Source organism: Salinicoccus sp. ID82-1, assembly GCF_021991715.1.
In the GTDB taxonomy this organism is placed as follows: domain Bacteria; phylum Bacillota; class Bacilli; order Staphylococcales; family Salinicoccaceae; genus Salinicoccus; species Salinicoccus cyprini.
Map to the genome: position 1 here is coordinate 29,163 of NZ_JAGFLY010000001.1, position 14,770 is coordinate 43,932.

At 48.7% G+C, this 14,770-nt stretch carries 14 protein-coding genes; 11 read left to right on the forward strand and 3 right to left on the reverse strand.

Translation table 11 applies throughout. The features are described from left to right. Positions 1 to 17: 17 nt before the first annotated feature. The 7 genes from J4760_RS00150 to J4760_RS00175 all read left to right on the forward strand — a co-directional run bounded on the left by J4760_RS00150 (position 18) and on the right by J4760_RS00175 (position 6,619). Positions 18 to 1,022 carry a GNAT family N-acetyltransferase gene (locus tag J4760_RS00150; protein ID WP_237604387.1) on the forward strand — a complete coding sequence of 335 codons (1,005 nt, stop codon included), beginning with the start codon at positions 18 to 20 and terminating at the stop codon, positions 1,020 to 1,022. A 118-nt stretch (positions 1,023 to 1,140) separates the two neighbouring features. Then, positions 1,141 to 1,710 carry a YdcF family protein gene (locus J4760_RS00155; protein ID WP_237604388.1) on the forward strand — a complete coding sequence of 190 codons (570 nt, stop codon included), beginning with the start codon at positions 1,141 to 1,143 and terminating at the stop codon, positions 1,708 to 1,710. 223 nt (positions 1,711 to 1,933) lie between these two features. Further along, a complete protein-coding gene (locus tag J4760_RS00160) occupies positions 1,934 to 3,349 on the forward strand; it encodes a sodium:solute symporter family protein (RefSeq protein WP_237604389.1) in 1,416 nt (471 codons plus the stop codon). Beyond that, positions 3,342 to 4,481, forward strand: coding sequence for a M24 family metallopeptidase (locus J4760_RS00165; RefSeq protein WP_237604390.1), 1,140 nt, complete (start codon positions 3,342 to 3,344; stop codon positions 4,479 to 4,481). The genes J4760_RS00160 and J4760_RS00165 overlap by 8 nt, the downstream gene beginning before the upstream one ends. A 265-nt stretch (positions 4,482 to 4,746) precedes the next feature. Beyond that, on the forward strand, positions 4,747 to 4,959 hold the full coding sequence (locus J4760_RS13290; RefSeq protein WP_370637507.1) for a type II toxin-antitoxin system RelE/ParE family toxin: 213 nt from the start codon (positions 4,747 to 4,749) through the stop codon (positions 4,957 to 4,959). A 90-nt stretch (positions 4,960 to 5,049) separates the two neighbouring features. Next, a complete protein-coding gene (locus tag J4760_RS00170; protein WP_237604391.1) occupies positions 5,050 to 5,298 on the forward strand; it encodes a helix-turn-helix domain-containing protein in 249 nt (82 codons plus the stop codon). Positions 5,299 to 5,590: 292 nt separating this feature from the next. After that, positions 5,591 to 6,619, forward strand: coding sequence for a M42 family metallopeptidase (locus J4760_RS00175; RefSeq protein ID WP_237604392.1), 1,029 nt, complete (start codon positions 5,591 to 5,593; stop codon positions 6,617 to 6,619). Between the two features lie 92 nt (positions 6,620 to 6,711). Here the strand turns inward: J4760_RS00175 and J4760_RS00180 are convergent, their stop codons facing one another. The 3 genes from J4760_RS00180 to J4760_RS00190 are packed head-to-tail and all read right to left on the reverse strand — an operon-like array spanning position 6,712 to position 9,969. Beyond that, positions 6,712 to 7,854, reverse strand: a complete 1,143-nt coding sequence (locus tag J4760_RS00180; protein WP_237604393.1) for an ROK family transcriptional regulator — start codon at positions 7,852 to 7,854, stop codon at positions 6,712 to 6,714. Positions 7,855 to 7,870: 16 nt separating this feature from the next. Further along, the gene (locus J4760_RS00185) at positions 7,871 to 8,884 is read right to left on the reverse strand and encodes an aldose epimerase family protein (RefSeq protein ID WP_237604394.1); all 1,014 of its coding nucleotides are present in this window, start codon (positions 8,882 to 8,884) and stop codon (positions 7,871 to 7,873) included. Further along, positions 8,881 to 9,969, reverse strand: a complete 1,089-nt coding sequence (locus tag J4760_RS00190; protein ID WP_237605021.1) for an ABC transporter ATP-binding protein — start codon at positions 9,967 to 9,969, stop codon at positions 8,881 to 8,883. The genes J4760_RS00185 and J4760_RS00190 overlap by 4 nt, the downstream gene beginning before the upstream one ends. A 111-nt stretch (positions 9,970 to 10,080) precedes the next feature. On the opposite strand from J4760_RS00190, the gene J4760_RS00195 reads away from it, so the two are divergent. Genes J4760_RS00195 through J4760_RS00210 form a run of 4 tightly spaced genes read left to right on the forward strand, consistent with a single transcriptional unit; the run spans position 10,081 to position 14,762 of the window. Further along, a complete protein-coding gene (locus tag J4760_RS00195) occupies positions 10,081 to 11,265 on the forward strand; it encodes a galactokinase (protein WP_237604395.1) in 1,185 nt (394 codons plus the stop codon). A gap of 2 nt (positions 11,266 to 11,267) precedes the next feature. Then, positions 11,268 to 12,272, forward strand: coding sequence for a UDP-glucose 4-epimerase GalE (galE, locus tag J4760_RS00200; RefSeq protein WP_237604396.1), 1,005 nt, complete (start codon positions 11,268 to 11,270; stop codon positions 12,270 to 12,272). Continuing rightward, positions 12,256 to 13,734 carry a UDP-glucose--hexose-1-phosphate uridylyltransferase gene (locus J4760_RS00205; RefSeq protein WP_237604397.1) on the forward strand — a complete coding sequence of 493 codons (1,479 nt, stop codon included), beginning with the start codon at positions 12,256 to 12,258 and terminating at the stop codon, positions 13,732 to 13,734. The genes galE and J4760_RS00205 overlap by 17 nt, the downstream gene beginning before the upstream one ends. Beyond that, positions 13,731 to 14,762 (forward strand): family 43 glycosylhydrolase, encoded by a 1,032-nt coding sequence (locus J4760_RS00210; RefSeq protein WP_237604398.1) that lies wholly within the window; start codon positions 13,731 to 13,733, stop codon positions 14,760 to 14,762. The genes J4760_RS00205 and J4760_RS00210 overlap by 4 nt, the downstream gene beginning before the upstream one ends. Positions 14,763 to 14,770 lie beyond the last annotated feature (8 nt).

Sequence of the window (14,770 nt, forward strand, 5' to 3'; positions counted from 1 at the left end):
TATTTGGAGGGCGGACAGTGAATAGAGATATCTATTTTACAAAAGAATATGCACAGGTCAATGAACTGATAGAGCATGGAGAAGCAATTTCCATTGACATCGAGTGCCAGTATGGACATATCACCCATACGGCCATCAAAAGAGAAATCGATACTGAAATAGATGGGGAAAAGTGCTATGATCTGGTCACTCCATATGGGTATGGAGGACCAGTCGTGCATGAATATGTGAATCTGGAAAAACTGATTGAAGTTTTCGAAGAAACACTTATGGACTACTGCAGCACACACAATATCGTATCCGAGTTTGTGAGGTTCCATCCTGTATTCAAGAACCAGGAGCCATTCAGAAGTGTCTATGATGTGAAGTATATGAGAAAGACGGTCGGTACAGACCTGCTCAGCTCGGAGGACATATTCCAGACGGAGTTCTGTGCAACGGCACGCAGACGTGTAAGGAAACTGGTTAAAGATGAGAAATTCTCCTGCATAGTCGCCCGGGGCTTCAATGATATCGAAGATTTCATCGCAATCTATAACGATACGATGAATCGCCTTGATGCGACCGATTTCTACTATTTCGACCGTGCCTATTTCGAAGGTCTGAAAAGGAAATTCGGAAACAAGCTGGTGACAACGAGCGTCTATTATGAAGGTCAGATCATTGCGATGGGACTGTACTTTATTTCAGAAGATATCATCCACGATCATCTGAATGGTACGCTGGCCACGCATCTGCATCATTCTCCCGCCTACCTTCTGAAATATACAATGATGAACTGGGCGAAAGTGAATGGTTATTCCCTCATCCACTATGGTGGGGGTGTCACGAATGCGGAAGACGATTCCGTACTGAAGTTCAAGAAGCGCTTCTCCAACCATACCGCTTTCGATTTCCATATCGGCAGGAAAATATGGAATCCGGCAGTATACGAGGCATTGTGCCGGAAGAAGGGGATTGATAGTGAGATAGACTACTTCCCTGCCTATCGTGCACCGCGAATCGCCGTAAAAAAGAATTGATATTAAAGACTGCATTCCAGAACGTTTTTTGGAATGCAGTTCTGATTGTCATTAAAGTGATTGGGCTGATAGTGGCACAGGATGCATCTGCACCATTCTGCTCGACCTGGGAGGACTTATGAAAATAAGAATCATCATTATTGTGGTCTGCATTGTACTGATGCTGTTTGTCATATCATTGATTGAAAGTTTCAATCACAACTATTCAGATGATCCTGTAGAGAGTGATCTGATCGTCATGCTGGGCGGGGGCGATGAAGCACGGATGCAGAAAGCTGCCGAACTGTATCAGGAAGGCTATGCAGACCATGTCCTGATCACTCCGGTCGTCGAGTCCGATCTGCTCTCTCAGAGTTCCGAACTCGCCATGGAATATGGTATCCCGGAAGAAGCACTGATACTGGAGGATGAGGCCGTTAGCACGTACACCAATGCCACCATTACAATCGATATCATGGAAGACCGGGATATGACATCTGCACTCATCGTCACAAGCGACTACCATGTCAAACGGTCGAAATACATCTACGATAAGCTGAATGATGGCAGCTTCGACTTCCGGTATATCTCTTCACTATCGGAGCAGGATAGGAGATGGCATGAGGATGACAGTGCATTCTATATCTGGGCCAACGAGTATATCAAGCTATGGGTCTACCGGATGAGCATATACTGGTTCAGTGAGTAGTACATTTGAATACGGGACATCCTGAAGTTGGCATACAATTTCAGGATGTCTTTTATTGTGCATGTAAATATTTTACTGGAATCATGTTTTCCAAAATATTTCTCTGAGCGTATCCGTTGACATTGCTGGGTTTATGAATTTTATGACTAGATCAGAGGGTGAAATAAAAATGCCGATGTGTTAGGTTGTTATAGGGAGCATCAAAACAAAGGGGGAACTATAAATGGAATTTACGAATCAACCTGTACTCATCTGGTTTGTCGTTGGTTACGGTGTGTTCATGCTGCTGCTCGGCATGTACTACTCGAAGAAGATCAGTTCAAGCGAGGACTTCATACTCGCCGGAAAGTCGCTCGGCCCTGTCGTTCTGATGGGAACGCTGCTTGCCACATGGGTGGGAAGCGGATCTGTCACGGGTGGACAGAACTCACTGGCCTATTCATACGGCATATGGCCGGCGCTCATGTCGACGCTGCCTTCACTCATCGGTATCGGGACCATTTTCCTGATTTCATCGAAGATCAAAAACTACGGTAAATACACTGTCGCAGAAATACTCGAAGTCAAATACGGCAAGGCGGCAAGCCTGCTCGCTGCCTTCATCATCATCCTGGCCTTTGTCGGCATCGTTTCATACCAGTACCAGGGGCTGGCATACATCCTGAATATATCAATCGGCATCCCTGTCGGCACAGCAACAATCATTGCTGCAGTCATCATCATATTTCTGGCCGGCATCGGCGGTCTGATGTCGGTTGCGCCGACGGATGCATTCAGTGCATTCCTCGTCATCTTCGGGCTCATCATTGCACTGCCGATCGCACTATCCGTCGGTGGTGGATGGGGAGAGATTACATCCAATGTACCGGAAAGCCATCTGAGCGCAACCGGATCATTGAGCTTCATCCAGCTGCTCGGCTACTATATCCCGACGCTGTTCCTGCTGCTCGGTGACCAGAACATCTATCAGCGGATGTCCTCTTCAATGAATGACAAATCGACCAAGCTCGGTACCGCCGGCTGGATCATCGGTCTGATCATCGTGACACCGCTGATCTCCATTCTGGCATTCATTTCGCGCTCCATGTTTCCCGATATTGAACCGGGCATGGCACTGATCGCCATCACGAGCGTCCTGCCGGTCGTCATCGGCGGCATACTGATTGCGGCACTGACTGCATTCATCGTCACAACAGGAAACTCCTATCTATTGTCCGCCGCAACAAGTGTCGTCTATGACCTTGTCGGAAAGTACATGAAGAAGGACATCGATGATCATCAGAAGCTCATCTATACGAGAATTCTGATTCCGGTTCTCGGCATCATCTCATTCCTGCTGACGATGTATTTCCCGACGGTACTGTCCGTGCAGATGTATGCGTATACCGTATATGGAGCCGGCATTACGCCAGCACTGCTCGCAGTCTTCCTGTTCCCTAAAGTCACCAAGGCTGCAGGACTTGCGTCCATGGCATCGGGTCTCGTCTCCACACTGTTCTGGGAATTCTTCTACGTCCAGTCGACAGGCATCAACTCCGCAATCATTTCCGTACCGGTCGCCTTCATCGTACTGTTCGTCGTCGCAATGTTTACGAAAGGCCAGCATAACGAAATGAAGGAGGTACCTGAAAATGGATAGGGCGAAGAGAATTGAGCATTTGAGAGCCATCATGCAAGAGAAGCAGCTCGATGCTGCAGTCATCTTCAACTTCGAGAACCAGTTCTATTTCAGTGGCCTCCGGGCGATCACCTACTCGAGGCCCATCATCATGGTCGTCGAGGCGGATCAGCACAGCCTGATCATTCCGAAGCTTGAAGAAAAGCATGCGAGAGAGAAGACGACAGCGGACCATATCCATGTCTATCATGAAGTCGAAGGCAATGACGGTGGCAGCACGGATTATCACGAACTGTTCGACGAAGTGCTTTCAGGGTTAAAGACAGGCAGCAGGATCGGTGTCGAATCCGGTTCACTGCCACTCGAACTCGGAACCAGCATGGAAAGACGAGAACTTGAATGTGTCGATATCCAGAAGGATCTCGCCCGGATGCGTGCTATCAAGAGTGACGCGGAGGTCGAACTGATCAGAAAGTCCGGGGAACTGGTAAGTGGCGCACTCAAGCATACGATTGAAAACTCCAGCGCCGGCAAGTCGGAACTTGAAATCGACTATCACGGCAACCAGTACCTTTTCGATACGGTATCGGAACACTACACTGATTCCACACTGGACTTTTTCGTCATGTCCCCTTCAGGGGTGGAGCGGACCAATATGCCGCATATCTTCTCCAACACACGGAAGCTGGAAACGGGGGATGTCATCATTCACAGCCGGCAGGTCGGTCTTAATGGCTACCGGGCAGAATGCGAACGGACATACTTCGTCGGCCAGCCGACAGCAGAACAGGAAAAAGCCTTCAAAGTCATGCTGGATGCCCATCTTGCCGCACTCGATTTCATCAAGCCCGGCGTGACGGCACAAGAAGTGAATGAAGCGGCCCTCGCCGTCATCCGTTCAGCAGGGTATGAATCATCCGTCTCCCACAGGACCGGTCACGGCATCGGTATCGGCCAGCATGAAGAACCATCACTCAGATTCGATAACGATCTTGTGCTCGAACCGGGCATGGTATTCTGTGTCGAACCCGGCATCTATATCCCGGACATCGGCGGATTCAGACACTCCGATACCGTCGTACTGACAGAAGACGGCGCAGATATCATTACGGAATATCCGAGAGATTTGGAGAGTTTGATTATTGGAGAGTAAAACCATAGTACCAGTCGGATTAAAATATTCGGCTGGTTTTATTATGTTTTTATATAATTCTAACCTGATTGTAAAAGTGCTTGTTCAAGCACAGAATATGTATAATATACATATATTTATCTTCGTGATATTATTATATCTATAGACATATGTAGAGTGAAGGGGACATCATGGAAGTAGATATCACTTTAATAGAAAAAGAATTGAACAAGTTAAAGAAGAAAAAGCCGGAAGTAGCCAAAGTGATCATTAACTATCTGGTTTTTTGAGGCAGCAAGGTCATGATGTATCAAGACCGAAAGCCGACCAGGTAGAAAAGGGTATATATGAATTAAGGCCTTTGTATTATAGGGTGCTATACACATATGTAGAAGACATGGTGGTTGTGCTTGTACTATGTGAAAAGAAGCAATCCGAAATCCCACGCAGATGCATAGACTTGGCAATTGAGCGTTCGAAAAAGATTTCAAACAAATAAGCTTTAACTATACAGGGGAGATTGAAACTCCACAATATATTTCCCCCTGTAGGGTTATACAAATAAAATAACTTAAAGAGGAGGATGAACATGGAGCTAGGAAAAGTATTCAATCCTGAAGAATGGGGTGTAAGCGATGAAGATCAGAAAATCATCGAACTCATTACTCAGCTTGAAAGTGAACGCAAACGTTTGAAAATGACTCAAAAAGAAGTCGCGGATCTCTCGGGTATTACTCAAGGTCAATTATCAAGAATTGAAAACCTGGAAAGCCTCCCTTCATTTGGAACGATAAATAAAATAGCTAGAGCATTAAATAAAGAACTTATACTTTCATAAACGAATTTAAAACAAAAGCTAGACGAAAAATAGTATGTATAAATTAAAACAACTGATATCTATACACCATCTGGACAAGAAAGCACAGTATCTGCTGAATCACGCGGATACTGTGCTATTTTTTAAGAGCAGATATCCTGGTGATACATGGTATATCTCGAGTAAATAAATTCGTAATTGGATTCTTCAAGGTTCTCTTCAATGAGACTATGGTAAAATTCTTATTGTCGAAGTTTTACATAATAAAGAGGGGAGGGTATGAACAAATTGTGTTTTGTTCATACATAATAATATGTTTAAAAAAGAAGAGACGATTTCATTTCTGACAGAACTACTGTCGATCAACAGCCCGTCAGGATATACGAAAAACGCGGTGGACTTCGTGCGTGAGACGCTTGAAGCGGTGGGCTATGAGACCGAAACAACACCGAAGGGCAACCTGGTTGTCAGTGTTGAAGGGCAGGATACGACACGTACCCGCGGGCTCAGTGGTCATATCGATACACTCGGTCTGATGGTGCGTTCCATCAATGACGATGGCACGCTATCACTGACCAAGCTCGGTGGACCGCTTACACCGACGCTTGATGGAGAGTACTGCGATATCATTACACGTGATGATAAAGTATTCACCGGAACGATTCTGTCGAAGTCACCATCCATCCACGTCTATAAGGATGCAGCGACGAAGGAGCGGGACATCGATAATCTGGTTGTAAGGTTGGATGAGCGTGTCACGAGCAAAGAGGATGTGAAAGAGCTGGGCATCCAGAACGGGGATATCATCGCCTATGATCCGAAAGTTGTCGTTACGGAATCAGGATTTGTGAAATCCAGGTTCCTGGATGATAAAGCATCCGTTGCCATCCTGGTCAGTGTGCTGAAGACACTGAAGACGGAGAACATTGTGCCTGCGACCAACCTGAAGTTCATTTTCTCCACTTATGAGGAAGTCGGTCATGGCGCAGCCTGGATTCCGGAAGACATTACTGAACTGCTCGCAGTCGATATGGGATGCATCGGGCTCGACCTGGAGTGTACAGAGTTCGACGTCTCCATCTGTGCCAAAGATTCGTCCGGACCTTATGACTACGGTATGACAACTAATCTCATCAATCATGCGAAGAATAAGAAACTCAATTACGCCGTCGATATCTATCCGATGTACGGTAGTGACGCTTCCGCAGCACTCGGTGCCGGCGCCAACATCAAAGCCGCACTGATCGGCCCGGGTGTCGCAAGCAGCCATGGTATGGAACGGACACATACGGATGCGATAAGAAATACGTTTGAGCTGATTATGGCGTATATAGAAGATTAGTAAATTAAAGAGACCTCCAGAAATCCGAAGGTGAATCCGGGTTGCTGGAGGTCTTGTTTTTTATGTGTAAAATAAAAGTTGTATTATTAAAACTAACTGAATATCTTTTCCAGTATCAGCAGTGCCGCGCCTTGAGAGGATGCGGATTTTTTTATTTCTCCGATTTTTATCTTGGCCTGGCCGAAATTGGCGGAGGTATTGCCGTTCTCAAGCACCTGATTCAGGCTGTCTTTGAAGTAGGGATAGAGGTTGCTGACGCCGCCGCCGAGTATGATGAGGTCCGGATCGATGACATTGATGTGGTTGATGAGTGCTGTACCAAGGTACGTACCGACGTTGGCGATCTCTTCCCTGGCTGATTCGTTGCCCTGATCGGCAAGCTGCAGCAGGTCTTTTGCTGTCTGGCCGTTATTGATGGTGTGCTTCTCCTGTGCCTTGTTGGCAATGCTGAGTCCTGAAACGTAGGCCTGCAGGCAACCTCTTCTGCCGCATTCACACTGCTTGCCATCGACCTGGATGATGGAGTGGCCGATCTCGCCGGCAAGGTTGTGGCTGCCGTTATAGAGCTGGTTGTCGATCATGATTGCGCCACCGACGCCGTGGCCGAGGTTGACATACAGTATGTTGCGATGATCGGAATGCACTTTCGACACTTCCGCCCATAGTTTGCAGCGCACATCATTCTCGACATGGATCGGCAGACCGAATTCTTCCGTGATGAATTCGAAATTGAAATTCTTGATCTGAAGCAGAAGCGGGGCATAGAGTGATGTATTGGTATCAACATCAACAAAACCGTGCATGGCGACACCGACACCCAGATAGTTGTTGGAAGGTTTCATGACCGCTTCTATGCTCTTGATAACAAGTGATTCCAAGTCATCCATCGAGATCGAACTGTCGATGTCGTGGATCTTCGTACTTTCGATTTCGCCCCGGATGTTCGCCACAACTGTTTCCACGGACTTCGGTCCGATATAGACGCCGATGACCTTGTTGTCATCATCGTTCAGCTTCAGCAGTCTCGGCTTCCTTCCGCCTTTCGACTCTCCGATGCTCGATTCGAAAATGATATTGTCGTCGAGCAGGGACTTCACAAGTGAACTTACGGTCGGAGGAGTCAAACCGGACTGCTGGGCGATGGCTGCCCTGCTGATACCATCATTGCTGCGTATATAGCTCAGCACCAGGTTCTTATTTTTATTTTTCATGCTTTCAAATGTCGCTCTTTCCAATTTGACTCCATCCTCACTATTGAATGTTGAATTGATATACGGTTCGTTTCGTGAATGTTCCGCCAGCTGGCAGTATTGTCTCGGATTTTCTGTCCGTGTTAATATCATCCGGTGGCATCTGTGCTTCCAGTGTCAGTCCGCAGTACGGATAGAAGTGTTTGCCCGAGACATCGCAGAAACTAAAGTCGTTTGATGTGAATACTACAACAACCGGGTCGTCCGATTCCAGTGTGACGCTTCTGCCATTCGGCGCGCGCAAAACAAGTGGCCCGTCCGGCATATTGAACGGATGATCCAGTCCATTGAACTGGGAGAACTGCGGATCCTCGGATTCGATCAGTTCACGAAATGTGATATTTTTTTCATTACTTTCGATTATACCACTTTCTCCGAGCGGGAGGACCAGTCCGTCCACTTTTCCATATTCAGCATTGCCGAGATTGACTGTATGATTTTTAATATCATCCTTCAGATTGCCATTCAGGTTGAAATACATATGGTTCGTCGGGTTGATCAGCGTCTCCTTGTCTGTTGTGATCCGGTAGTCGATGGTCAGCCGGTCATCTTTGGAGTAGGTATAGCGGATGTCGATATCGAGATTGCCGGGATAACCATCGGCCATGTCCTTGAGTGTGCTGGTAAATATGATGGTGATTTCATTTTCGTGTGCTTCAATCTCATGGTCAAAATAGAGCGTATCGAACCCATGACTGCCGCCATGAAGGTGATGCGGACCATCATTTATTGTCAGCTTGACGGGAGTGTCGCCGATGACCGCTTCCCCATTCCGTATTCTGCCGGCAGTTCTTCCGATGGATGCGCCGAAGTAGTAGGGGTGGACGAGGTAGTCGGCTGGATCTTCATGGCCCAGAAGGATGTCTTCATATACTCCATTTTTGTCCGGCACGATCCACTCGCACACTCTGGCCCCATAATTGAGGAAGCTGATCCGCGTGTCGCCATTGGTGATGCTGATCTTTGTGAAATCCGCAGCACCGTCTCCATCGTATCTTCTCTCCACTACCTTCATAGTGCTTCCTCGGTATCGATATCAAAGAAGGACATCTTGTTCTGATCCACGGCAAGTTCGATGACATCGCCTGATTCGTATTCGAATCTCGAGTCGAGCTTCACTTTGATTTCCTGGCCATCGATATCGCCGAAGATGATGGTCTCTGAACCGAGCAGCTCGACAGCGTCGACCTTCAGCTTGATCTTGTTGTTGGTGGTATTTTCGCTGAACACCGGTTCATCATGCATATCCTCGGGACGGATGCCGAGAAGAATTTCATCCTTATTGTAGTCTTCGATCCTGCCGAGTCTGCCTGCCGGAATCTCGATGCGGAAGTCTCCCCAGACGATGAACTTGCCATCAAGTCTGGCTCTGGCAATGTTCATGGCTGGACTGCCGATGAATTCAGCGACGAATCTGTTCTTCGGGTTTTCATAGATGTCCCGTGGTGTGCCAACCTGCTGGATTTCGCCTGCATTCAGCACGACGATGCGACTCGCCATGGTCATCGCCTCTGTCTGGTCATGGGTGACGTAGACAACGGTGGCATTCAGGTTCTTGTGCAGTTTGGTCAGTTCGGAACGCATCTGTACGCGCAGTTTGGCATCGAGATTCGATAGCGGTTCATCCATCAGGAAGACCGCCGGATCCCGGACAATGCTGCGGCCGAGCGCAATCCGCTGCCGCTGGCCACCGGACATGGCTTTCGGCTTCTTTTTCAGAAGATCGGTAATGCCGAGAATATTGGCAGCCTTCATTACTTTCTCATCGATTTCCTTCTTGTTCGTCTTTCTGAGCTTGAGAGAGAAGGCCATATTGTCGTAGGCATTCATATGCGGGTAGAGCGCATAGTTCTGGAATACCATCGAGATATCCCTGTTCTTCGGTTCGACGTTATTGACTTTGCGATCCTCAATCCATATTTCCCCTTCGGTCACTTCCTCAAGACCGGCAAGCATTCTGAGTGTCGTCGACTTGCCGCAGCCGGAAGGTCCGACAAATACGACAAACTCCCCATCTGCAACTTCCAGGTTGAAATCCTTTACTGCGTGAAACTTGTCTTCGTATTTCTTATTGACTGATTTAAAGCTGATTGATCCCATCATGCATCCCTCGCTTGAATAGTAGTTGTAATTATTATATACTTAATTAAATTAATTTATTAAGTTTATAGTACCACTTTAAAATAGAATAATAAAGAGAGGAGTCACGATATGGAGCATAAAATGCTTTTTGAAGTACATAATGAGATCCATCAGCGCATGCCGAACGAAAATCTCTACTTTTCACCCGGCCGGATCAATCTCATTGGTGAACATCTCGACTACAATGGCGGCACCGTGTTTCCGGGTGCCATCAATCTTGGCACCTATGCAGTCATCAGCGAAAGGGAGGATCGCATGGTCCGGGTCTATTCCCATAACTTCCCGGATGAAGGGACAGTATCGATCGACCTTGACCACATTGGCGCAAGTGAGGAATACGGCTGGGCAAGCTATGTTGCCGGCGCATTCAAAGTAGTCGGGGAGCGGGCACATCTTACCTACGGTCTCGATATCACAATCTACGGCACATTGCCGAACCGCAGCGGGCTCTCCTCGTCCGCTTCGATTGAACTGCTCATGCTCTACATCATCAGTGATGTGTATGGTGTGCCGCTCGATCGGATGGAGATGGCGGCGCTCGGTCGGACGATTGAAAATGACTATCTTGGCCTGCCGAGCGGCATCATGGATCAGTTTGCGATTGCGTTCGGGGAATCTCAGTCCGCCATTGCACTCGACTGCCGCACGATGGAGTATGACATGTGCCGCTATCAGGATACATCATGCGAATTCGTCGTCATCAATACGAACAAGCCACGCGAGCTGATCAGTTCCGAATACAAGCACCGCAAGACCGAATGCGAGCAGGCACTGGCAGAACTGAATGTATTCAATGGAAGAAACGAGACATATCTGTGCGACTACGATCTTGAGACGCTCGAAGCGTCGAAAGGTGGTTTCAGCAGCAGTGTACTCTATAGGCGGGCCCATCACGTCATCGACGAGAATGCGCGCACACTGAGTGCCATCAGTGCATTCAGTAAAAATGCACTGCGGACTTTCGGGGCCTACATGTTCGATTCCCACGACTCCTTGAAGAAGATGTACGAGGTGACCGGGGCAGAGCTTGACCGGATTGTCGATACTGCCAGGACACTCGACTATGTCCTTGGGGCAAGGATGACCGGTGCAGGGTTCGGGGGCAGCGCGATTGCACTGATCGAAAAGGGACACTTCGAGCAGTTCAAGACGGTCATGGAGCGTGAGTATGAAGCGGCTATCGGCTACAAGCCGAGTTTGTACCAGGTGGGGCTTTCGACGGGACCGACAATCATTTCAAAAGGGGATGCATAAGGATGGCAATTCTTGTACTTGGCGGGGCCGGATACATCGGATCCCATGCAGTGAAAAAGCTGTTGGATCAAGGGGACGCAGTCGTCGTAGTGGATAATCTTTCGACGGGGTTCAGACAGGCTGTCGATTCAAGGGCAGCGTTCTATGAATGCGATATTGCGGATGGTGCATGTATGGATCGTGTCTTCGATGAGAATGATATTGAAGCGGTACTTCATTTTGCCGCCTTCTCACTGGTCGGAGAGTCGATGGAAGCACCACTGAAATATTTCCAGAACAACACGGGGACAATGATGACGCTGCTTGAAAAGCTGAAAAAGTATAACGTCAGGAGCCTGGTCTTCAGTTCGACAGCTGCCGTCTATGGTGAACCGGAAACAGTACCGATCCATGAAGAGACAAAGAAGCAGCCTTCAAGTCCGTATGGCGAATCGAAGCTGATGATGGAACGCATCATCCGGTGGGTGGGTGAGACGACCGATCTGAACTTTGTCTCTCTTAGATATTTCAATGTCGCCGGCGCAAGCAAGGATGCAAGCATCGGGGAGTCGCATCAGCCTGAGACCCATTTGATTCCGATTGTCCTCGAGTATGCATCCGGAAAAAGGGATGCACTCTACGTCTTCGGCAATGATTATGATACAGCCGATGGCACGTGCATCCGGGACTACATCCATGTGGAGGACCTGATTGATGCCCATATTCTTGCGCTCAAGTATTTGATGGATGGCGGCGAGTCGGATATTTTCAATCTTGGCTACAACCGCGGCTATTCCATCCTCGATATCATCAGGACGGCGGAAGCGGTGACGGGCAGGACGCTTGATTTCGAATATCGGGAGAGACGGCCGGGTGATCCGTCCGTACTGGTTGCCAATGCGGATAAGGCGATGGAGATGCTCGGCTGGCAGCCGCAGCATGATGATATCGAAGAGATCATTACGGACGCATGGCAGTGGCATCAGAAAAATCCGGATGGGTGGGTGACGCATGAAGACACTGATTGACCATATCGTTGATGATGCGATAGCACTGGCGCTGGTGGAAGAGCGGGACCGCATATACATCCACAATCAGATGATGGCCTATATCCCTGAAGAGATGTTCTTTAAAGAGGCGGATGATATCGGCAAGGCCGACTCCAATACGCTGATCGAGTACATTGCAGAACAGCTGGCTCATTCCGGTGTCATAGAAGATCAGGTGTATGCCAAAGACCTTGCAGCTGCCAATATGATGAATATCCTCATGCCGAAACCGTCGGATATCGAAGAACGGTTCTATGCAAATCGGGTATCGGGCATCCGTAAGGCGACGGATGACTTTTATAATATATCTGTATTCTCGAACTACATCCAGAAAAACAGGATCAGCCAGAACATTTCATTTTCCTCGGAATCCAAGTATGGTGAGCTGGAACTGACCATCAACCTGTCAAAACCTGAAAAGTCGACGGAAGAGATCAGAGCGGCACAGAGTGCTGCGACGGACAGTGATTATCCGCAGTGCCTGCTGTGCAAGGAGAATGAGGGCTACATCGGCCATATCAATCACCCGCCCCGCGCCAACCACCGGATCATCCGGCTCGAGCTCGGCGGCGGAGAATGGTACTTCCAGTTCTCGCCGTACTCGTACTACAGTGAGCACAGCATCGTCCTGTCGAAGGACCATGTACCGATGCAGATCAGCACACAGACTTTCCATAATCTGATCGATTTTGTCGACCAGTTCCCACACTACTTCATCGGTTCCAACGCCGATCTGCCGATTGTCGGCGGAAGCATGCTGGCGCATGAGCACTATCAGGCGGGGCGTCATGTATTTCCAGTGGAGAGGGCGGAATCGTTCCATGTGACAGTAAAGGGGGATGTAAAGCTTGAACTGCTCAAGTGGCCGTTGTCGACCATCAGGGTAACTGGAGAAGATCGTGAGGCGGTCATCCGCCAGGCGACCGTCATCATGGATGCATGGAATACTTATGACAACCCGGAACTCGACATCCTGTCCCATACAGATGCACAGCACAGCACAGTGACACCGATTGCCAGAAAAACGGAGGCAGGCTATGTTCTCTATCTGATCCTGCGGAACAACCGTACAACAGAGGAACGACCGAATGGCATTTTCCATGTCGATCCGGAGGACTTCCATGTGAAAAGAGAAAATATCGGGCTGATCGAAGCCATGGGTCTGGCTGTACTGCCGGCCCGGCTGAAGCAGGATGCAGAGCATCTGCAGGGCTTCTTTACGACCGGCGAAATGGGTGAGAGTGCGCATGCTGGATGGATCGAATCGTGGCGCAGCAAGTATGGTGACGACCATATCGGGGAACACTTCGAAGCGGTCTTCCACAAGGAACTTGGCTTGAAGTTTGAAAGCATTCTCGAAGCGTGCAGCGTGTTTAAAAATGAAGCGGACTTTGTCCAATTCTTCGAAGGCATTGATCATGATCAGGAGGGAATATCATGAAAAGAAGGCTGATTGTGATCATTGCTGGGATCATTGTCATCGCCGGCATTGGGGTAGCGGCGCTGCTGATGAACCGGGATGAAGTGTATACTAATCCTGTTTTCGAACCGACACTGGCCGACCCGTCGGTCATCGAGGCGGATGACGGCTACTTCTATGCCTATGGAACGGAAGACTATCTGGATGAGGAGAAGGGGCAGCCGCATATACCAATCATCCGGTCGAAGGATCTGATCGAATGGGAATATGTCGGGCAGGCACTGGAGGAGAAGCCGGACTGGAAGTCGGATGGTTTCCTCTGGGCACCGGAGATTGTGAAGTTCGGTGATATGTATCATCTCTACTATTCCTACTCCATCTGGGGAGACCCGAATCCTGGCATCGGGCTTGCCGTTTCGGAAAATCCCGAAGGGCCGTTTGAGGATCGAGGCGCAATTTTCCAGAGTGAGGAGATCGGTGTTGAAAATTCCATCGATCCTTTCATCGTCAAAGGGGAGCCGAACTATCTGTTCTGGGGCAGCTTCCATGGGATATATGGTATTGAACTTGAGGATGACGGCTTTACAACGAAAGATGAAAAGTTCCAGATTGCCGGGGAGGCATTCGAGGCGACATACATCTTTGAGAAAGAGAATGAATTCTATTTCATCGGTTCCACCGGCAGCTGCTGTGACGGCATTGCGAGCCAGTACCAGCTTGAGATGGCAAAGGCTGATGATATTAAAGGTCCTTATCTGAATCAGGATGGCGAAGACATCATGAACGCCCGCGGCACGGTACTGCTTTCCCGTAATGAAGAAGGGGAAGACAAGACATTCGTCGGTCCGGGCCACTCGACGATGATTGTCGATGATAGTGAAGAATACTGGCTGCTGTATCATGCCATCGACACGGCAACGCCTTACTTGCCTATGGGCGCAACAAGACGGCCGCTGATGATGAGTCCGATGACATTCGAGGACGGCTGGCCGCAAGTGGAGACGGGACAGCCACAGGTCGAAATCGACCACAGTCCAGACGTCAATTGACATAAAAA